General features: G+C 34.4%; 19 protein-coding genes and 1 pseudogene. 4 read left to right on the forward strand and 16 right to left on the reverse strand.

Features of this window, described 5'->3' with window-relative positions; genetic code table 11:
• Window positions 1-81: 81 nt before the first annotated feature.
• The 3 genes from PSR14_RS16015 to PSR14_RS16025 are packed head-to-tail and all read right to left on the reverse strand — an operon-like array spanning window position 82 to window position 3,974.
• On the reverse strand, window positions 82-1,170 hold the full coding sequence (locus PSR14_RS16015) for an endospore germination permease (RefSeq protein ID WP_003267067.1): 1,089 nt from the start codon (window positions 1,168-1,170) through the stop codon (window positions 82-84).
• A 27-nt stretch (window positions 1,171-1,197) separates the two neighbouring features.
• Window positions 1,198-2,385 (reverse strand): Ger(x)C family spore germination protein, encoded by a 1,188-nt coding sequence (locus tag PSR14_RS16020; RefSeq protein WP_073540922.1) that lies wholly within the window; start codon window positions 2,383-2,385, stop codon window positions 1,198-1,200.
• Complete coding sequence (locus PSR14_RS16025; protein WP_073540924.1) at window positions 2,382-3,974, reverse strand: spore germination protein; 1,593 nt, start codon at window positions 3,972-3,974, stop codon at window positions 2,382-2,384. Before PSR14_RS16025 ends, PSR14_RS16020 begins: the two co-directional genes overlap by 4 nt.
• A 646-nt stretch (window positions 3,975-4,620) precedes the next feature.
• Here PSR14_RS16025 and satA point away from each other — a divergent pair.
• The gene (gene satA, locus PSR14_RS16030) at window positions 4,621-5,178 is read left to right on the forward strand and encodes a streptothricin N-acetyltransferase SatA (protein WP_073540926.1); all 558 of its coding nucleotides are present in this window, start codon (window positions 4,621-4,623) and stop codon (window positions 5,176-5,178) included.
• A gap of 78 nt (window positions 5,179-5,256) precedes the next feature.
• On the opposite strand, the gene menA is transcribed toward satA, so the two are convergent.
• The 4 genes and pseudogenes from menA to PSR14_RS16050 all read right to left on the reverse strand — a co-directional run bounded on the left by menA (window position 5,257) and on the right by PSR14_RS16050 (window position 8,956).
• The gene (gene menA / locus PSR14_RS16035; protein ID WP_073540928.1) at window positions 5,257-6,168 is read right to left on the reverse strand and encodes a 1,4-dihydroxy-2-naphthoate polyprenyltransferase; all 912 of its coding nucleotides are present in this window, start codon (window positions 6,166-6,168) and stop codon (window positions 5,257-5,259) included.
• A 297-nt stretch (window positions 6,169-6,465) separates the two neighbouring features.
• Window positions 6,466-7,461, reverse strand: a complete 996-nt coding sequence (locus PSR14_RS16040) for a glycosyltransferase (RefSeq protein ID WP_073540930.1) — start codon at window positions 7,459-7,461, stop codon at window positions 6,466-6,468.
• A gap of 246 nt (window positions 7,462-7,707) precedes the next feature.
• Window positions 7,708-7,917, reverse strand: a pseudogene (locus PSR14_RS16045) (DJ-1/PfpI family protein); the annotation flags it as partial.
• 55 nt (window positions 7,918-7,972) lie between these two features.
• Window positions 7,973-8,956 carry a phosphotransferase gene (locus PSR14_RS16050; RefSeq protein ID WP_130776784.1) on the reverse strand — a complete coding sequence of 328 codons (984 nt, stop codon included), beginning with the start codon at window positions 8,954-8,956 and terminating at the stop codon, window positions 7,973-7,975.
• A 147-nt stretch (window positions 8,957-9,103) separates the two neighbouring features.
• Between PSR14_RS16050 and PSR14_RS16055 the strand changes: the two genes are divergently transcribed.
• Complete coding sequence (locus PSR14_RS16055; RefSeq protein WP_113732430.1) at window positions 9,104-9,586, forward strand: hypothetical protein; 483 nt, start codon at window positions 9,104-9,106, stop codon at window positions 9,584-9,586.
• 90 nt (window positions 9,587-9,676) lie between these two features.
• On the opposite strand, the gene PSR14_RS16060 is transcribed toward PSR14_RS16055, so the two are convergent.
• The 6 genes from PSR14_RS16060 to PSR14_RS16085 all read right to left on the reverse strand — a co-directional run bounded on the left by PSR14_RS16060 (window position 9,677) and on the right by PSR14_RS16085 (window position 13,980).
• Window positions 9,677-10,510 (reverse strand): GNAT family N-acetyltransferase, encoded by an 834-nt coding sequence (locus PSR14_RS16060; protein WP_073540936.1) that lies wholly within the window; start codon window positions 10,508-10,510, stop codon window positions 9,677-9,679.
• Window positions 10,511-10,663: 153 nt separating this feature from the next.
• Window positions 10,664-11,068 carry an arsenate reductase (thioredoxin) gene (arsC, locus tag PSR14_RS16065; RefSeq protein WP_000428334.1) on the reverse strand — a complete coding sequence of 135 codons (405 nt, stop codon included), beginning with the start codon at window positions 11,066-11,068 and terminating at the stop codon, window positions 10,664-10,666.
• Window positions 11,069-11,093: 25 nt separating this feature from the next.
• Window positions 11,094-12,134, reverse strand: coding sequence for an ACR3 family arsenite efflux transporter (gene arsB / locus PSR14_RS16070; RefSeq protein WP_073540938.1), 1,041 nt, complete (start codon window positions 12,132-12,134; stop codon window positions 11,094-11,096).
• Window positions 12,135-12,152: 18 nt separating this feature from the next.
• Window positions 12,153-12,590, reverse strand: coding sequence for an ArsI/CadI family heavy metal resistance metalloenzyme (locus PSR14_RS16075; protein WP_001271030.1), 438 nt, complete (start codon window positions 12,588-12,590; stop codon window positions 12,153-12,155).
• 60 nt (window positions 12,591-12,650) lie between these two features.
• Window positions 12,651-12,956 carry an arsenical resistance operon transcriptional regulator ArsR gene (gene arsR, locus PSR14_RS16080; RefSeq protein ID WP_001982246.1) on the reverse strand — a complete coding sequence of 102 codons (306 nt, stop codon included), beginning with the start codon at window positions 12,954-12,956 and terminating at the stop codon, window positions 12,651-12,653.
• Window positions 12,957-13,470: 514 nt separating this feature from the next.
• Window positions 13,471-13,980, reverse strand: coding sequence for a DinB family protein (locus PSR14_RS16085; RefSeq protein ID WP_001076313.1), 510 nt, complete (start codon window positions 13,978-13,980; stop codon window positions 13,471-13,473).
• A 347-nt stretch (window positions 13,981-14,327) separates the two neighbouring features.
• Between PSR14_RS16085 and PSR14_RS16090 the strand changes: the two genes are divergently transcribed.
• Both PSR14_RS16090 and PSR14_RS16095 read left to right on the forward strand, forming a co-directional pair.
• Entirely contained in the window at window positions 14,328-14,873 is a 546-nt protein-coding gene (locus PSR14_RS16090) for a dihydrofolate reductase family protein (RefSeq protein WP_046199563.1), read from the forward strand.
• Between the two features lie 107 nt (window positions 14,874-14,980).
• A complete protein-coding gene (locus tag PSR14_RS16095) occupies window positions 14,981-15,148 on the forward strand; it encodes a hypothetical protein (RefSeq protein WP_001015238.1) in 168 nt (55 codons plus the stop codon).
• Between the two features lie 447 nt (window positions 15,149-15,595).
• Here PSR14_RS16095 and PSR14_RS16100 read toward each other — a convergent pair whose 3' ends face one another.
• The 3 genes from PSR14_RS16100 to colA form a co-directional block, all read right to left on the reverse strand.
• Entirely contained in the window at window positions 15,596-17,452 is a 1,857-nt protein-coding gene (locus tag PSR14_RS16100) for an alpha/beta fold hydrolase (protein WP_098487318.1), read from the reverse strand.
• A gap of 58 nt (window positions 17,453-17,510) precedes the next feature.
• Window positions 17,511-18,077: a TetR/AcrR family transcriptional regulator gene (locus PSR14_RS16105; RefSeq protein ID WP_130776785.1), complete on the reverse strand. Its 567-nt coding sequence runs from the start codon at window positions 18,075-18,077 to the stop codon at window positions 17,511-17,513.
• Window positions 18,078-18,495: 418 nt separating this feature from the next.
• Window positions 18,496-21,378 carry a collagenase ColA gene (colA, locus tag PSR14_RS16110; RefSeq protein WP_073540944.1) on the reverse strand — a complete coding sequence of 961 codons (2,883 nt, stop codon included), beginning with the start codon at window positions 21,376-21,378 and terminating at the stop codon, window positions 18,496-18,498.
• Between the last annotated feature and the right edge of the window lie 318 nt (window positions 21,379-21,696).

Consider the following 21,696-nt stretch of genomic DNA (forward strand, 5'->3'; position numbering starts at 1 on the left):
CACTGGTGAGTAGGCTCGTTCTCTTTTTATTTTAGTCAAAAAGCTATGCATACCTTCATTCAAACATATTCCCAATTGGTTTTATGCATATTTCCTTCGAATTTTACCAACCACCAATAATAGTAAAGGAATTCCTAGCTCATAGACAGGAAATGCAATTGGAATTACAAAAAATATGTAGTAATAATGGGTAAATGTTTGGATATTTTTAACTGATACAGCTATGATGAACGAAATAGGAGCAAGAACTAAAGCTACTTTTCGCCAATCCTTTAAATGAAATATTTGTGCTGTTCCATAACAAGCGATAAACATGTATAACGCCAGTTTAACAAAAATACTAAAAAACCAAATAATCACTATCAAAATATCTACATTTTGAATGAACTCCATGACGGATATGTACCGGCTCAAATCGTAAACCGGATACAAAAAACTTGAAGATAGATTCGGACCGAATGTTAAAATGACGGCTAATGTTCCGATCGTTACCATAAAAACGGCCAGTCCTACTCCCCACATCGCCCGCGATGACGCTTGTTCTGGTTTGTCCATAAAGAAAACGAACATCATCATCATGACAGCCTCCCCGAAAAATGCAGCTACAGGAGTATAGGAGCCTTTAAGTATCGGAAGCCATCCAGAATCATGATAAATAGGCCGCATATAATCCCAATTCATATTGCCAATATTCAAAATGATTACAAACGTTATCATTAAAAGTACAATTGGCCCTATAATTTCACTTAAACGTCCAATCCCCTCCACCCCGCCTTGGTAAATAATAAAAATAAGCAATAACATCGCAGTCAAGACAATAACCCACAAAGGTGTATTATGAAACAAAGCGATAATAATGAACTCACCAAATTCACGGACGGTTATCCAAATTATCATGTACCATCCAAAGAAGTAAGGAATCAGCAGCAGCTTTCCTAGCCATTTACCAAGAATGGTTTGACTAAATTCAATTAGCGTTTGTTTCGGATAGAGCGAACCAAGTGTAGTTGCCAAAAAAGTAAGAACAACCCCTATCCCCCCTGCAATCAAGATCGAAATCCACGCATCTTGTTTGGCAGTGCGAATCGTCGCTGGAATAACTAGAAGGAGTGATTGTCCCACTTCAAATGTGAACATCATCCAAAAGATTTGCCTGCCAGAGATTTTCATTGAATGTCTCACACTCTATATTCCTCCTTATTTTTTCATTTCATTTTTCTTTAACTGCAACGGTGGTCCAGTCAGTCCTACTCGCCGAATAGTAAGCTTTGTATGAACAGAAACTTGCACTTTTCGAAATTGTTTACTCCAATTCTTTTTTAGCCCTTTCCATTCGGATGGATATTTTCGATGAATGGCTTCCCCAAATCCAAAGATATCGGTTCCGTATTGTTTTTGAACCTTTTTAATAGTTTGGAGAGCTTGCTTTTCAGATTGTTTTTCCAATACATGTTCTAAAAGAGTGATATTTTTTGGCTGCGTAAGATCTAAATTCGTATTATTTTCCTGAATTGTTCCTTCACCAGAAAAAACAATATCACACTTAATTGTGTTCCCTTGTATAGTAGGTATAATTTTTCTATTGATTTTTGTCATATATAAACTTGCACTACCATTTCCTTTAGAGGCGCTTGCTGTAACCGTCTGTTTACTTAAACGATTCACTATCCAAAGAGTAGTTAACCATTCCTGCATGTTTAAATACCCTATCAATTTGAAATCGTTGTTAAATATAGCACCGCCTACAATTTGAAACCCTTTGACCTCAGTTTTTCCTTTTTTATGAGACACATTTAGTTTAATCACGGGTAAAATCGGAGTGATTCCATCACTCGTACTAGCAATAAGAAAATGTAATAAAGACATATCTCCTAACGCCTCTATTTGCATATGCTCTTTCAGTGCCCCAAGTGCCGGGATAGATTCTAAGGGGATGGATGCTTTCAAAAACTCTTTTGCAGTATGCCCCTTTATTACAAACGTATCTGCTCGTAATCGAATATCAGGATCGCGGCTATATGCATCTAAAACTGAAGCGAGGCCATTTTTAGCCATTTTTTCTCCAATCAATATTACACGCTGGTGCCCTCGAAAGATTTCTCTCGACATTTTTGTTTGCATCATTTGTACAGCTTCATGTGTATCCTTTCCAATTCCTGATTCTATAAAAACCGATTTTCCTGCATTACTTCTTCCGCTCTGTCCCATTCCCATTTTTGATGGGATAATAAACTGCGCACTAATTTCAACCTTATTATTCTTCGCTTGATCAAGTCCCCACCCTAATTCAATTGCCAGATCATTTAGCTCCGTACGATCCCAACATCCCGTCAAAAAGCATAATGAAACGACCAGTATCATAGAGAGCGCCTTGTGCAGACTCATTCTGTTTCCCCTCCCCGTTTCTCATCTGGCTTTTGTCCATCTGGAAAACGAACTTTCTCTTCACCAGATACCATTATTGGGCGGTGTGTCATATTCCAACGAGGCGTTCGGAGAAAAACATCCTTTAAATCACGCGGAGTCTGAGGCGCAACTGGACTTAAATACGGAATACCAAAAGAACGAATATTAGTTAAATGAATCAAAATCGCAAGGGTACTTATTGCTATACCGTATAGCCCAAGCATCCCTGCCAATAACAGCATAGGAAAGCGTAACATCCGGTAAGCTGTTCCTAAGTTGTAGCGCGGGAACGCAAATGACGCAATACCGGTTGTCGCCACAACAATAACTAAAGGTGCGGAAATAATACCTGCTTGCACAGCAGCTTGCCCGATAACAAGTGCCCCCACAATACTAACTGCTGATCCAACGGGTTTTGGTAACCGAACGCCCGCTTCCCTCAAACCTTCAAATAAAAATTCCATCATTAGCGCTTCTATAACAGCAGGAAAAGGAATACCTTCTCGCGCAGCTGCAATACTAATAAGCAAATTTGTCGGAATTAATTTCGGATGAAACGTTGTAATAGCAACATAGAGAGACGGAAGAAATAATGAAATATTAATTAATATTAAACGTATCCATCGAACAAAAGTCGTGTAGATAGAGCGCTCATAATAATCCTCCGCTGCTTGCAAACCCGTCCAAAATGTCATAGGAACGATTAAAACGAAAGGTGTATTATCGACTAAAATGGCGACTTTCCCTTCTAATAAACTTGCACAAACCGCGTCTGGTCGCTCGGTATTTTGAATTTGCGGAAAGGGAGAAAAGGGTTGATCCTCGATAAACTCTTCAATAAAAGCTGACTCCAACACCCCATCAATTTGAATTCGCTTTACCCTTTGGCGAACTTCATCCAAAACCGAATCGGGTGCAATGCCCTCAATATAGGCAATTACCACATCTGTCTGTGATAATTCCCCAATCGAATACGGTTCCATTTTTAGTCTTTGACTCCGAATCCTTCGGCGAATTAGGCTCGTATTCACCCTTAACGTTTCGGTAAATCCGTCCCGAGGGCCACGAACAGAAATCTCGGCAGCCGGTTCTTCAATACCTCGTTTTTCAAACCCTTTTAAATCAGCGACTAGCGCTTGACTCTCTCCTTCTGTTAAAATGACGATATTCGCTTTCAATATCGCTTCTATAACCTCATGAACTTTTGAAATCGTCTTTACTTGAGAAACCGCAACAAGCTGTTTTTGTATAATTTCTCCTACCGAATCCTCACTCTTTACTCCACTAGGCAAACCTTCAAACATCATTGGTTTGAAAACAACTTGTTCCACAATCTTAGTGTCAACTAATCCATCTATATAAATAAAAAGAATTTTAGTTTGACTATTTATGAGAAGTGGACGAAATACAATATCGGAACAATTTTCAAAAACTTGTCTCAAAACTTCTTCATTCGCACATACATTCTGCTTGAGTTCACACTTTTGATCATGTTGGATCTGCATACTTGCACTCTCAAGTTCCTGAATATCTTTTCTCAAACGATTTCTACTAAGTTTTTTCATCATACTACCCCATTTATCGAATGGTTTATGTTTTTATACTTGAACTTTAGTGTTAGTGATTTCTTGACAGAAAAGCTTTAGAAACCGTTCCACCACATGGTTTTTGGGTCAGTAATCATTTGGCTAGAAAACAACAGGAAAATATCCCCTCTATATCCTTCTTAAAATCTCCTTACACATGAAAATTATTCAATTTTTTCTATAAGTTAGTTATTCTAAAATGTGGTATCCAAAAAGTAACTTGTAACTGATGAGTTGTTAAATTGGTACTAATACACTTATGGAAACGAGCCCAAAAAGCATGCTCTGAAGAAAGATAAATCAGAACATGCTCTGAATTGATTTAATGGAATCACTCTTTTAGAAAAAACTAGGATCATTTCTTTAATCCTTCTTTCACTAAAATACTCTTTAATGAAATCGTCTCATTTTTTAGTAACCCTGTTGATACTATAGACGTTGATTTTTCTGGAAGTTTAATTGAAAATAATCCGCTTCATTTCAAACAATATTTTCATACTAGCATGCTAGTATAAAGATAAAATACAGAGATAGCCTTACCATTGAAATTCTATTATAATTTTGTAATCGCAATTCATTTGAATCAAATAAAAAATCAGAAGAAATAATATTATTGGGAGGTACTCCGATGAACCTTTTAATTAGAAATTTAGAAAAAAATGATGTAGGCAATTTCCCGGAGATTGATGATAGTTTTATAGTGAATGCTCGGTTAATTCTTTCTCTTTCCAAAGTAAATAGACGCATAGAATATACAGTAGAAGACGTTCCAAGTTATGAAAAAAGTTATTTACAAAATCAATGTGATAATGAAGCACTTGCTTACAATGACTATATAAATAAACCGAATCAAGTAATTTACATAGCACTGTTACATAACCAAATCATCGGATTCATAGTATTGAAAAAGAATTGGAATCACTATGCTTACATAGAAGATATAACAGTGGATAAAAAATATCGTACACTCGGAGTTGGTAAAAGATTAATTGACCAAGCAAAGAAGTGGGCAAAAGAAGGCAATATGCCCGGGATCATGCTTGAAACGCAAAATAATAATGTCGCAGCATGTAAATTTTATGAAAAATGTGGATTTGTAATTGGTGGATTTGATTTTCTTATTTATAAAGGTTTGGATATGAAAAATGATGAAGTTGCAATGTATTGGTATTTTCATTTCAAATGAAACTGTTTTTAACATGAAGCAAAGTCAAAATAAAACCCCCAGTTTCTAAATTAAAATTGAGAAACTGGGGGTTTTTATTTAAAACAAATAACTAATTAATAATCCTGCTGATAATAAAAAGCCGAAAATCGTATTTGTCATCGCTGTTGATTTCATGGCGATGCGCATATATCCGGGATCCTTTGCCCCTTTTTGGAAGCTTTGAATGGCAGAGATTGGTTTTCTCAAACCTAGGAACATCACTAATGCCCAAGGGCTTATATAACCCATCAATACAATTACCGCGATCCAGAAATAAGCAACGAAAAAGGCTACAGCTAGTGTTACTATTGCTTTTTCTCTCCCAAGGAGGATTACTAATGTCTTTCTTCCACCTTTAATATCTTCTTCGATATCTCGGATGTTATTTGACATGTTGATTGCACCGACTAAAATTCCAATTGGAATGGAAATTAATACACTTTCAGTCGTTATCGTATTCGTTTGAATAAAGAAAGCAATAAGTACAAAGCATGTCCCCATTAACAATCCAGAAACTAATTCTCCAAACGGAGTGTATGCAATTGGTAATGGACCACCTGTATATAAATAGCCAACCGCCATTCCGATTAAACCGATGACGACTAACCACCAGCTACTATTCATACAAATATAAATTCCGATAAGTGCAGCTACTACATACAATAAAAGTGCGACTGTTAACACATTTTTTGGTTTCAATCCATGACGGACAATTCCGCCACCAATTCCAACAGAATCAGCTGTATCTAATCCACGTTTGAAATCATAGTACTCATTAAATAAGTTCGTCGCTATTTGCAATGCTAAACATGCAGCCATCATCGCAATAAATAAAAGCCAATCAATTTTGGCAACATAAAGTGATGCCACTGTTCCTAAAATTACAGGAGAAAACGTCGCCGTTAACGTATGCGGGCGCGTCATCTTCCATATTAATTTAGCGGAACTAATTTCTTTTTCTGTCCCCATAACTCTGTTCAATCTCCCAACATTTAAGTATAAATTCCTAGCAGTATCTTTCTATCTGTTTTCTGCCACGCATCTATTATACCCAAAAATGAATTGGTGATAGAACTGTAATGCTCTTGCTTATCTCTCTTAGATTCAGTTTTTCAAAAGAAAATCCGTTGCTCAAATGCGAACAACGGACCTTTTTATATGAACCAATTTAAAACGTCCTCAGCAATCTCTTCTGGTCTATCCCAGTGCATTAAATGCTTATCTTCAAGTATAATCGATGCTATTTCATGTAAGTTAATGACTAGATTACACCTTCACGCCCCTCAAATTAATATAGTTTAATAATTGTATGATTCGTTTATCATATGTGTGATGTTTCAAAGTTCTATCCAGCCCATTTTTTGCTATACGTTTTCTTTCTTGTACATGTTCCAAATAATACTCTGCTTTTTGTATAAACTCCGATGCACTATTAAAAGTTTCTATTTCAACACCTGGTATGTAATGTTTTGCTACATCTGGACGTATATCAGTTAATTGAAAAGAACCTACGGCATTAATTTCAAACGTCCTATTATTTACGGAATACGCTTGAATATTTGCAGAGTTACAATTCAATTCCTGATCAATTAGTGAACGATGCAAATTTATATTGATTTTAGTAGATACGTAAAAATGTAACGCATCTTCATACTTTGCAAGTGGCAAGATTTGTATTTTATCCTTTAACCTTTCATAACTCTTTAAATTCTCCCAACCGAAACCTACAATTTTTATATTTTTTTCTGCTAAATACTCTGAAATAGAATCAACAAAGTGAATTCTATTTTCAAATGCGGTTCCTATAAAACTAAGATCATACTTATATGTATCTTCTTTAAGAGAAGGTTTAAACACATCTTGATTTGCTGCTAACGGGAGATGAAATACATTCTTACATCCTATCCCTCTATAAAACTTGATACAATTTAAATCTTGCGTAAATATGTAATCATAATACGGCACAAGATGTTGTGTTACATCCGTATAATAAGGATCATCTGTCAGCCAAAGTCCAGTAGTAAACCCTGCCTTTTTTAAGAATGGCATAATATGATTAAATTCTTCACTTAAACCGCTTAATACCAAAATAAAATCTGGTTTCATTTTTAACGCGGTTTTTATAGCTTTTTCTGGACTCACCATACTTGTATCGCTGTTTATCTTTTGTAAACTATTCAAAATTGCTGCTTCGATCATTGGATAATAAAAAGGAATTCCTGATTGAATAAATAAAATTTTCTTAGGAGTATTGTCTTTCATGTCCTTCCTCCTATACATATTTTCTCATCCTCAAAAAAGCACTTTATATTCTGGGTTTAGCTAAGGCCTTTTTTATGTAGGCTCTGCAATCTTTATTCATTTTCATAACATCCTACTTTATATTTATAAGCATCGTTTATGTCCATTATGTGGAACTTTCCTTATTTTATAGGCTGATGGGATTTGGGGAGGTGTCACAAAGGGAATAAAGTTAGGTTATATTCAGCCAAATTATTAAACATAGAAAATGAACATATCTGGACGATTATCCATTCGTAAAAATTCATGTGATTGAACCGTAACCCCAAACGAAGTAGTAACTTCTTGTTTTAGTTCACTTAAAACGAATTCAACTGTAAACGGAGCCCCTTCTTCTATCGCTCTTTTCAGTACCTCAAAAGGTGCAAAGGAGACAAGTTCTCCAAAACCGTCAAACAATACAATTTGTATTTTCATTTTTAGAACACCTCCTATGGTTTCTTATTTGAATCCCAAATTAGGAGAATACATGTTATGTACAAATTAATAATGAAGATAGTCTTTCTCCCCTCACTCTATAAACTTCCAAATGTTCTTCTAATTCCCTCTCACCACTTATTACACTTAGTGTTTTCTTCACAAAATTCCAATTTAAACTACCGGATAACCATAGTAACGAAGAAAGTCTTTTGTAATCATTTGATGTAACAATATTATGAGCCTTATACCCTTCTAAAAATGCACTAGCAACACTTGAACATACTTCATGCGAATGTATTCCTTCTGTTCGAGAATACCACTTTAGTAAAAAGGCTAGTCCTTCAATACGATCAACATATCCAATCGATTCGACATCTACAATTCCTTTTACCTGCTCACTTGAGTCCCATAAAACATTCAAAGGATTTAAATCTGTCTGTACGATAAACTTTAATTCACTCGTATATGCACACTCTATATGATATGTAGCTAGCTTTATATACTCCCGTAATTCTTTGCATGCGCTTGCCTTACTTTCTAACATATGAATAAACTGGGCATACCCATCCAAATGTGATTTCTTTTGAAAAATCGAGCTTTGAAATGCGCAAGATATGTCATGAATCTTTCTTGATTCCTTTCCAAAGGCTTTTGCGATAGCTTCTGTACAATGTGTAATATGTTCTCCCTCAATCCAATTAGACAAGACAAATCTGTATTGTTCCTCATTCCAAGCGACAAGTGTAAATGGCTCTCCTGCCCTATTCTTATTTATCTGCATAAAAGGAATTCCATGTTCGCGTACATAATACGTAAACCGTACTTGCTCTATCAGTTGTTCGTTTGATAACGCTCCAAAAGCTGGATTGATTGTTCGCTTGCTATTTATAAATCTTGCGGAATACCGCTTTCCATTTACGATGATTTTATAGTGTAAATCTGTATGCCAACTATTATTATGTAATTCTTCTTCCACTGCTAGTGAATGAATTTCTTTAAAATAATTCATTACTACATTTCTTATTATGTGTTTCACCCCATTCTCTCCTTTCATACAAAAAATTAGGGTACGTGTAATTCATTACGCTTCCCATAATAAAATTTATTTCACTTAATTAAGCATAGCTAGGATATTTCAAATAGGAAATAGAATTATAGACAATAGTAGATGGGAGGCATATTATTGAAGATCTTAAAATTCGGTATAATTGGAGCATTAAGTATCACTTTATTAATTGGATGTACAAGTAATTCAAATGAAACGAAAGCTTCCAACAAAGAAGCATCCACAGCAGTGAAAGAAAAAGAAATTGTATATGAAAACGTTATGTTTGAACAAAAAGAAGTGAGAAAACTTGAGATTAGTCCTGTAAATTCAAAAAGTAGTAATCAAGTATTAAATACAGAAAATATAAAAACAATTTTCACAAGTATGGAAAGCGCAGAGAAAAAAACACTCCTTCTAGATCAAGAGGCCAAAAACTATATACATTCAAAAATGAAGGTTACTTATCAAGATAATTCTATACAAGAATTCTTTGTTTGGATAGAGTCTGATGGTGACATCGTAATAGCAAAAGCGAGCGATGAAACACACGGTGAAGGCTATGATCTACGTGAAGATAATTCTAAAAAAATCATTCAGTTTTTTGAAAAAGAATTCTAAAACGAATTACGACACAAATAAAAAAGCCGCATTTGCGGCTCGTAAACTTATAGAACTAACTCATGTCTATCGTTTCATCGCATCAACAAATTATTCATCAAATAGAAAATAATATCCTACATAGTTACATACATTTATAAACCCTACATTTTCCACAACTGCGATAGAAGACTTGTTCAATTCCATACAGTCCCAATATGGAGTAATGTCATTCTCCAAACAATCTTTCACAAAACTATGAGCTATCGTTTGAGCTAATTTTCTCCCCTGGTGCTCTTCTATTGTTTCAATATCTATACAGTGTATATTTTCAAATACAAATCCTGAAAAACAAACACTCACAATTAGATCACCATAAACAATGCAATAACCGATTCCTTCATTGAAAAAACAATCTGGTGAAGACCAAAACTCTAAAATTTTTGATTGTAAAAAATCAATGTTCTTAAATGCGTTATTATTATTTTCATAGAGAGCTTTACTCATTTTTAGCACAGTATATCCCTGTTCAAATTTAGGCTCATGATGATTTTCATAATCCTCTTTTCTTAGCATATACACTCTTTGATTCCAACTCTTTAAGTTACGGTGCCGAAATATTCTTTCAATTGTTTTGTTCCACTTTGAATGATTACCGATTCCTTCAAAACAATTTAGTCCAACCTTTTTCGCCTCAGGTTTTATTACATTATTAATAAGATGATTCATTTCTTTATTAAACTCTTCATTTTCAGCATTTCCAATAAAAAAGAAGCCATCATTATTGCCTAACCAAATAAGCCCCGAATTAGGGGAAGATATGTTATCTACAAATATACGACCAGGATTCACCCCTGCAATTACAGCTTTGACTTCTAATTGACCTCGTTCATTTATTAAACTACTACATTTATAAAAATCATTCTTGCTTAATTCAGAAATCATAAGTTAAACCACCTTTTTGAAATCGCTTTATTATAACTTTAACACCATGACAGAATATTCTATATTCTTTTTAATAGTTGTTTTAAATCAATGAAATATATAATAAAAAAGAGCCAATCTCCAACACAATAGAAGATTGACTCTTTCCTTTATTTATTCCCCTGTTTCAGAAAATCGTTTTATACGTTCACCAATTTCATCACGAACTCGTTGAAATTCAGACCATTCTTTTCCTGCTGGATCATCAAATCCCCAGTGAACACGATTCACATGTGGCGGAGTAGATGGACAAACCGAATCCGCATGACTACAAAGCGTAACGACTAAATCAGCACGATTTAAAATGTTTGCATCAATTATATCTGATGTTTGATTTGTTATGTCGATATTTACTTCGTTCATTGCTTTAATTGCGTTTGGATTTACTCCATGTGCTTCGATTCCTGCAGAATACACATTCCACTTATCTCCTAAATATTTCTTTCCCCATGCTTCTGCCATTTGGCTTCGGCATGAATTTCCTGTACATAAGAAATAGATTGTCTTTTTATTTTCCATGTTGTTTTCCGCCTTTATTTTTAAATTATACTGGTTGGTCATTAAAATATTTACGCTTAAACCAAAAAGCGACGTTTACAAGTGCAATCATGACAGGTACTTCAACTAAAGGACCGATAACAGCTGCAAATGCTGCGCCTGAATGAATACCAAACACACCAACTGCTACAGCAATCGCTAACTCGAAATTATTGCTACCTGCTGTAAATGCTAATGTTGTAGTCACCGGATAGTTTGCACCAATCTTTCTTCCCATAAAGAAAGAAACAAAAAACATTACAATAAAATAAATGAGTAATGGAATTGCTATTCTTACTACATCTAGTGGTACGCTAACAATCATCTCTCCTTTTAAAGAAAACATAATAATGATCGTAAATAGCAATGCAATCAATGTAAGTGGACTAATCTTAGGTATAAACACCTTTTCATACCACTGTCTTCCTTTTAACTTCACGAGTACAAAGCGCGTCAACATACCTGCTATAAAAGGAATTCCCAAATAGATAAACACTGATTTTGCTACTTCTATCATTGTAATATCGACAATAGCACCTTCAATTCCTAACCATTCTGGAATTACGGTTACAAACACGTATGCATAAACCGAGAAGAATAACATTTGGAATACCGAATTAAAAGCAACTAAACCTGCCGCATATTCTTTATCACCATCAGCTAGATCATTCCAAACAATTACCATTGCAATGCAACGTGCTAATCCAATCATAATGAGACCAACCATGTATTCTGGTTTATCAGGAAGAAAAATAATTGCTAAAACAAACATAAGTACCGGACCAATAATCCAGTTTTGTACTAAAGATAGAACTAACACTTTTACATCTTTAAATACTCGTCCCATTTCCTCGTAGCGAACCTTCGCCAATGGTGGATACATCATTACAATTAAACCAACAGCAAGCGGAATAGACGTCGTGCCAACTTGTAATGTATTCAGTCCGTCTACTACACTAGGGAACACAAACCCTAAACCAATCCCAATAGCCATCGCTAGAAAAATCCATAGTGTTAAATATCGGTCTAGAAAAGATAAGCGTTTCATTTTATTTTCCATCTCCTATTAACAACAAGAATTTTTAGCTACTTCATTAGAAGTCGTACAACAAGATGACTCTTCAATTTTGTGAACATCACTATGTGCTTTCGTATAAAAGAATTCCCACTCATTCCCATCAGGATCCGTTACCCAAAACTTATCTTGTACTGCATAGCAACAAGTCGTATCCATCTCATCACGCGCGAAGAAACCTTCTTTTTCTAATCTTTCTTTATGTAATGTAATTTCTTCAGCTGTATCCACTTGGAAACCGAAATGATTTACCTGATTTCCCTTCACTTCATCTCGCACGTTCAGCGTGAAATTAAGTCTTGGCGTCTCTAATAGAAATTTTGCATAATCCGTTTTCACTTTAACTGGTGATACACCAAATACTTTTTCATAAAATTCAATGGACTTCTCTAAATTCGTAACGTTTATACCGACGTGAACATATCTCATACCTTATTCCTCCTCTTTACATATCATTAATCAAGTTTTTTTGATTAATAAATTAAAATTTTAACAGCAGCTACCTTTACCTGTTTTTCTAAAGATACAGCACAATTCTTCTGATAATAAATTATTCACTTCCGTATCATTTAAATCATAATAACTCCACGTACCTTTTGTTTCTTTTACAATTAAACCTGCGTCTAATAAAATCTTTAAATGATAGGACAACTTAGATTGTGTCATTTCAAAAATCTCTGTTAAATCACATACACACGTCTGGCCTCGCTGACAAAGTTCATACATGATTTCTAGACGTTTCTGATCCGCCAACGCTTTAAACTTTTTCTCATAGAGCTGAAAATCTTGTACCACTGTAGTTCACTTCCCTTCATCAACTTTTTTTGATGTTTATAGTATATATGTAGATGAGTTCTATATGCAACTTATTAATCAAGTTTTTTTGATTTATCAAAAAAACTTCCTCGCATCATCACTTTGCTACAACTAAAAAAGACCATAGCCTTTTCAAAAATGAAAAACTATGGTTCTTTTTACAACTTAATAGTTACAACATTTCCGAGAAATGGAGTCTCTATAACTATTTTTAATTTTAATTTGATCATTATAGAGTAGTGCCCCGTCACCCTCAATCTAAGAAAAACAAATACCCCAAAATGAGAAAAATCAATATAACTCTTGTTTTTGGTGCATATTCATAAAAAGCACGTTACCCTTTCTCATTAACATAAGAGAATAGTAACGTGCTTTTTATTTCAAAAATAGTCTAAATCCTTAAGTTGATGGTTGTGGGGCGGGACCCTAATAAGAACGGTATCTAAGGTTGTATGAGTGGTGTTCGTTCCATTCCAAAGGCCTCTGCCGACGATTAACTCAAGTACCGGTTTCGGATAACCCCCATGTGATGAAGCTCGTGTCCTGCAATGCTGTACGCGAGGGCGCGCGCCGTAATGCTTAGGTTGTTGGCTGTGCCCTTGCGGATCCACGCCTCCGCTGGTAGCCCGCGCAGTAATGTAATCGTTGATTGCCGTACGGCCCGGTAGTCTTCGGCCAATTGCGCGGTTGTCCAGCTTCCGAAAGGAGGTATGAATAATTCCTGATCGAAACCGGTCAAAGGCGTCTGGTCCCCTCTTGCGAACCGGAGCAGGCGGTAGGTCATGACGCGTTCCGCGTCTGTAATGTGGCCCACAACTTCTTTCAGTGTCCATTTTCCTTCCGCATACCGATATGCGGCCTGGCTTTCGGTCAACGATGCCAGGAGTTCGGTCATTTGCTTTTCCTGAGCAAGTAAAATGTCGATGATGTTACCGTCTGGCACCAAACGGATATATTCGCCGGAGCTCCCAGCGTATTCTTCTTCTGACGGTCTTTGATTCATGCGTAGTCACCTCTTTATGTATATATAGAAAATTATAGCACTCGTCTATGTCTAATCAATTCGCGAAATAATAAAACTTCCCTTCTAATAATTGAGGATAAGCAACTATTTAGTCGGTCGCCACACTATCCTGATTCGTTAGCACAATAAGCAATGCTAATCAATAATGCATAAAAATTAGAAGTTATACAATATTTCAAAGTTATGAATATATATTAGTTTATTCCAAAACATACATAAATACATTTTGTCGAAACTATTAAAAAGGTAAATTTTCTCTAGCTGGAGAATTAATAATTGTTTTACCAATATGTAAACATCTCAATTTAAAACTAAAGGAGAACAAAATGGGAAAAATAATTGTATCGATGTACCTCTCACTAGATGGTGTCATGGAGGAACCAGCTTGGACTGCTCCATACTTCAATGAAGAAGTAGCAAAGTTTCAATCCAATTTACTGTTTGAAAGTGAAGCTCTTCTACTAGGGCGAGTAACCTATCAAGGTTTTGCAGCTGCCTGGCCTTCTATGACTGATGAAGAAGGTTTTGCTGATAAGATGAACAGCATTCCTAAATTTGTTGCTTCAACAACTTTAGAAAAAACCGAATGGAATGCAAATCTTATCAAGGATAATGTTATAGAAGAAATATCGAAACTGAAGGAACAGCCCGGTCAGAACCTTTTAATCTATGGCAGTGGTGATCTTACACAAACATTAATGCAACATGACCTCATTGATGAATACCACTTTATAGTCAATCCCGTTATCGTAGGAAGCGGAAAGCGTCTCTTTAAAGACCAGAGCAATACAAAAGCATTAAAACTTATAGAAACAAGAACGACCAGTTCAGGTGTCGTTATTCTTTCCTATCAGCCGGAGAAAAAAGAATAATTATTGATAAATTATATAAACAAAAAAACTCATCAGAATAAATCCTGTTGAGTGTTTTCAAACAATGGACAAAACTTTTTTACATCCTGGCTCACTAGGATGTAACCATGAACCATTTCGCTCAACACGGTATTGTTAATTTTGATGCTGGGCAATTCTCTGTTGAATTGAAAAAAGTACCATATGATAACGAAAACTTTATAAATCAATACTTAAAGTTACAAATTCCAGATTATAAAACCATTTTAAAGATTTTTTATGGGAAGAACATATAATCTAATTAAACTAGTAGCTCTATTGACTTCCGAGTTTAATGATTATATAAGAGGAACTAAGATTTTGCACTATCTATAAAACAAAAAAGACGTTATCCTTCCTGTAGAATTATAGGAAAGAATAACGTCTTTTATTCATTTTAATGTTTCACATTATTTTACATAAATGATATCAAATTTGATAGGGCAAGACAAGAATTCGTTCTTTTTTGAGTCACTCACAAAAAACCAAGGTAAATCCAATCATTTTGTCGAGTTTTCCTTGGTTTTTAATTAATGAAAAATTTTATATCTCTACTGTTACTCATAAGAATTCAGGTCATTTTTTTCGTTTTGGGGTATTTGCTTTTCTTAGCTTGATAGCGATGGGGTAGGACCCCAAAACAGTACGATTTTATTTCAAAGACACAACAATCTTACTACACACTTTTTATTTATCCCACACTCTCATCTGCTAGTATTACTATTTTTTATTACTAATGTTGCCGTTTCACTCGGATGGCTAAGAGGAAAATGATGGCCATATGGAACACAATCAACCTTACCAAGATGCGATGGAGCAGCATAAGCTCTGTCATAATCCCCCCAAATAATGTGAAGATTATACTTTGTTACTTCATTGAAATCACCTTGATCGTTTTTCAGTAATAAACTGTTAAGCTGAACCGTAGTATTTAAAATTCTCGGAGAAGTAAAACTTTTACTTATTTTTTCAATATAATTCTCAGGAATACTCTCCATACTTTCAAACAAACCATTACTTAATAAATAACGCCCTATCAAATTAGTAGTTGCTAATTTTAATGTCCATTTGTTCATAAATTGAGGAACATTTAGCGATTTAGCATTTTTTTTAGCAACAGGTGGCTGAAGTAAAGTGATTGCATACTTCTTATCTATGTACTCTTGTACCAATGCTTCCAGAAGAAGAAACGCACCGAATGAATGTCCAATTAGATGTGCACCATTCGTAGCTTTCTCCAATAACTTTTTCACTACATTCAAATAGATATCTAGAAGATTTTTCTCTCGTTTAAAAGGAGAACGTCCCAAACCTGGAAGATCCAAAATCCATACAGGTTGACCAGTTTTTTCATGAAGCTCTTGTGCTAAAGGAAATAAATCCTCTCCATCACTCAATAAACCATGTAATAATATAAACGGTTGACCCTCTCCTTGTAATTGGTAAAGGGTATTGTTATCGCATAATGTTTGTTTAAATAAATGATTATGCTGGCCATTTTGATACATCATTCGATAATCCAGATCAGCTACTACGGCAGGGAGAAATTTCATTACACTCGTCTTCTTAAACCAATCTCCTCCCATAATTTTTTTCGCTGAAACATTTGAAAATTTTTGTTTTGTAATAAAATTCAGTCCATCAGAAGGAATTTTTGTTATTTTACTTACTCCACTATTCATAATTGCTTTCATAAGTGGCATCGGGACAGAGATTTTTGGTGCCCTCATATTCATACTTTCCGACATAATACTTAATAATTCAGCAATGTTTTGATCGTGCTGTTTGTCTTCAACAAGTGTATATGTTTGAATAGTCGGTTGCTCCAATCTGAAAACCTGCACAATAAACTTCGCAAGCTCATCGTTTGAAATAAGTGGTAACCTATATCCCTTACCTCCAGGAATCACTGGCATGAGCCCTCTTCGCATACTCATCACAAGCAAACCTAATCCTGCTATCTGCTCTGTACTCCCTGTTTTACTACTACCGACTACAGTTGGCGGATTAATTACAGAAAGCGGATAACCTACTGTTGATGCCTGCTGACGGATATAAAGATCTGCTAAAAATTTTGTTCTCTCATATGGATTTTTTATTTTTAAATAATTGTTTCCTTCTTTAAACACATCAATTGCAATCTTGCTATTTTTATCATCAAAGGGACTCATATAACCTACAACATGAATAAATTGTTGCAAACCCTTCAATTGATGAATACTTTTAGCTAATTCACTAATATGTTTGGCGCCATTTAAAAATACGGAAGCTGCCTCTTTACTTGTCGCTTGAATATCCATGGGGCCTCCTGCGTGAATAATCACATCCGTTTTCAATACCCTCTCCTTATCTTCACCACTTAGACCTAAATCTATTTTCGTCAAATCACCTTCAATAAAGTGCATAACATCCTTTTTTAAGATGGCTCTTTCTTGAAAAATGCTTGTTGCTTTACTTTTCGACCTCACTAAAAGAAGAATTTTAACATCCTCTTTGGCTAATTCTTTCACTAATTGCTTTCCAATAAAGCCTGTTCCACCAGTTAAAAATACTGTTCTCATATAAGATCCCCTTTTTAGTACTACTTAGTACTAATTTGATGTAAAAAAAATGCTTCTTTTATCGAAGCAATTTTAAAAAATGATCTGCTGTTTTCGTGATTACAGTTGCATCCTTCAATGTTTCTGAAATAAATAACGCCCCTTCAAGATTTGTAATAAAAAGGGATGCAACCTCATCAATATGAATCGTATTTCTGAATTCTCCATTCTCTACCCCTTGTTTAAGTAATAGAGACATTTTCTTTTGTAATCCTGTAAAAAAAAGACCTATTTTTTCTTTTATTTGCGTGGCCTGTGTAGGACTTTGAATATAAAGAGTAATAAATGGACAGCTCCCCTTATACTCTCTCGACTGAACTCCTTGTGATAATTGCTTTAAAAACAGTTGGATACGATCTTCAACTAAAAATTGGTTCTGAGAAATTACGTCATCAATTGCAGATTGATACATTTCAATCCAATAATCAACGACCGCTTCTAATAATACTTCCTTATTAGAAAAGTGATAATACACATTAGACTTTGAAACTTTGCTTACACGTACCAATTCATCCATACTTGTATAAGCAAACCCTTTTTCTAAAAATAATGTTGCAGCTACTTCAATCACACGTTTTTGATTCATTAATTTTACCTTTGTCATAATTAGAACTATATAGTACTAATTTAAATATTGCAAGTATTTATGTTAATTTTTAAAAAAGTTTGATTAAAAAAGTTCCACTAACATTGATTTTACTGCAAAAAATCTTATTTTGAATAAAGTTGAACTGAACCCCGAAATTGTTCATTCACTATTGTCTAATAGAGGTCACCATACATACCCATCACAACTTTAGAAAAAGAAATACCCCCAAAACAAAAAATGAACGGCTTCTCAGAATAATTATCTGTAGAGAAAGAAAATTTTAATTTAGGGGGATATGAAAGTATTAGCTTGATGGTGATGTGCTGCTCTCCCAATATGTAAATAAAAAGTAGGAGGAGCCTATATTAACAGACTCCTCTTTAAAATAGCCATTCTATACATGTTAGAAATAAATTCATTTTATTAATAATGAATATTCACCGTTTTTATCATCGAATTTATATACATTTAAATAATATTTACCTGGTTTCGCTGCGAATTTCCCCTTTATAACATTTCCTTCATCTTCACCACAAGCTACATAATTTTGCATGTCTGATTCATGATAAAGCACCCATGTCATCCCAATATTTTGTTCATTTACCACAGAAATATCTACTTCTTTTGGATCTGTAACATTAAACGTATAAACATCTGTTTGATCAGGAGTAATCAGATTTCCTTTTACAAGCGTATTAAACGGGAGTACCTTCTCCTCTTCATAAGATTCACCTGTTTGCGGATCTTGTTTTACAGTAACTTTTGTTTGTTCTTTGCTTTCTTTTCCTCTACTATCTTTTACCGTTAGTTCCACAGTGTATGTTCCTTTTTCTCCATATACATGGGTAGGATTTGCTTCTGTACTTGTAGTACCATCTCCAAAGTTCCATAGATAAGAAATGACTTTTCCATTTTCACTTTTTGTACCATCGCTATGAAATTGAATCTCTTCATTTACTATCCCGCTGTATGGTCCATTCATATTTACTGTAGTAGTTGTTTTTTCCTTTTCCTCTGTTGCAACACCATGAAAAACAATATCATATTCAAACTGGTTAGCTGCATTCACACGATAGTTTACGAAATAGGCTGTAACTGTTTTATAACCACTCCAACCTTTTTGGGATAACTGCTCTAAAGTTTGGTTTACTTGTTTACTCATCGCTTTCCAATCTTCAGACTCACCTTTTGATGTACCACCTGTGTACTTGCCTTCCACGGTAAATGTATTAAAGAATTGCGACTCATATTTTGTAATTTTGGCATCTTTTATATTTGCTACATCCACAATTTCGTTTTTCACTTCAGCTAGCGGCTTTGGTGCGTGTTGAATTAAATAATCATTTGTTACTTGCGGTACATTATATTTTTCTTGATTATCAATCAACTGCTGCATATACGCTTGATATTCTGCATTCAATTGTGTATTGTTGCTCAATGATTCACGATATGAGTCATAATTTTTCACATCGTTTGTACGGATTAAATCTTGAAGCTTATCAAATGTTTCAAATTGATGATTATACAAATATGACTGTAGTGCAAAGGAATACTTATAAAAGTCCCATGATCCATATTTTGAGAACAAAGTTTGCTTTGCTGTATAACGGCTTGCTGGATCAGATGATAAGCCACTTATCATACTTTTACGCGGAACAACATTATTTGTACGTGTAGATCCTGCAAAAAATTCTGCATTTCCTTCTTGGAACCAAGTTAATCGTTCATTTTGATATATTTCTCCGCTTCCAAATAAACCAGGAACCTCATACCTTCCTTGTAAATAATGAGTGAATTCATGACGGAATAACTCTTCTAAACTATAAATACTCTGCTTTGGCGTACGCTCATATGTAAAGAAGGTCCCCTTCTCTTCAATATAAATTCCACCGTTGTTTGTTTCATATCCATATAATTGTCTATTTAATTGATATTCATCTGGATTATTATAAATTACTATTGTTAGTACATCATCAGCGTTACCTGGTTCTAGCGCTTTATCATTACCAATTACACGGTGATATTGTGCTTTTACTTCTTTGGCTGCCCAATATAATTTCTTAATTTTTTCTTCTGTTACTTTATCTCCCGTCTTGAAGACAATTGATCCGTCATCAAATGTATATGTTTTAGGTAAGTATTGTCGTTTCCCTTCTTCACGTATTTTCTGTAGATCTACTGCATTTCCACTATAATCTTTTCCACCATAGTTTGTTTTCATTTGTTCTACTGCTACAAAATAAGGTCCACTTAGACGAGGATACAAGCTCATCGCTTGTGTAATAACTTCCAATCCTTTGTATGGATTACTATGAAATTTCCCTAAACGACCTGCATAATAAATGCCATTATTAATTAGCCAACTATTTTCATTTGTTATATTCCCCACCAGAGCAATTCTATTAACCTCATTTATAAAGTTATCAATCTTTCCATACCACATTGTTTCATTAGGCTGTTTATTCGTATCCTGCAAATAAGACTGTATATCATAATCAATTCCTTTTACAATTTCATATACGGCTTGTCCTTTCGCATAATCGCTTACATACGTAGAAAGATTATCATTATATTGTTTTAAAACATTTATCACATACTGTACTGTTTCAGTATCACTAGAGGCATTACCAATTAATTTTCCATACGCAGTTACGACTCTATCTTGCTCAGCTGTACCTAATTTGAAGTTTGGATTTTTCGCAATCGCTTTCAATGCGGGTAAACACTTGTCATGGAAGCTTCTCTCTTTTAAGTAACTTAATTCATTATTATAATATCCCACATAAAAAGCAGAACGTAATACTTCAACAAATGTTTCAATGCCCTTTGAATTTTCTTTCGTAAACGTCCTTCCTCGTTGTCCTAATTCATTAATGATAACGTTCATGCGTTCTTTATTCTGATAAAATGCTTTCGTATCTTGATTGAATTGAAATAAATCCGTAATTTGATTCCAAGAAATTTTTGATAATGTATCAATGAGTTCGCTATTAGGCATTTTATTCAGTTCTGCCAAAGTATAGCTTTGCTTTAATTGAATTTCATCACGTTTCATAACCGGAGTAGGACGTTGTGAAAAATCTCCTATTTTTAAACGCTCTTCAAAAGTCAAAGTTTCGTCCGCTTTTGTAGCATGTACAATTTCATCTTTTGAAGTTTCTGTCCCCATTGGTTTCATCTGTAAGATATTATAGGGTGCTGTTTCTTCTGCTGATACCTGTGTTTGAATACTTCCAAATGATAATGCCATTGTACTAATCCCAATCATCATTTGGGTGAATTTTAAATTCTTGTTCATTACATTTCCTCCATTTATATATTCCATCCAAAAATATAACATTTTATCTTAATAAATCATTATAATATGTATTATTTCATATTTAATTACATGAATTTCCCTATAAACTGATATTAAATAAAACATTATAGAATTTTTTTCTTTTTTCGTTCTTACTCATGAATTGGGTATATCTTTTGTTTGAAATTTACGGGTTCATCGCAAGAAACCAAACTCTCTCACAAGATTTCGTAAGATATTTGGCGATAAAAATCTTTGAATTTCTTAAGTAAATAGTTGTAATTCATCGGATACAGAAATAGACATACAAAAACGTCA

It is taken from the genome of Bacillus sp. A01H (assembly GCF_045277205.1).
GTDB classification, from domain to species: Bacteria; Bacillota; Bacilli; order Bacillales; family Bacillaceae_G; genus Bacillus_A; species Bacillus_A paranthracis.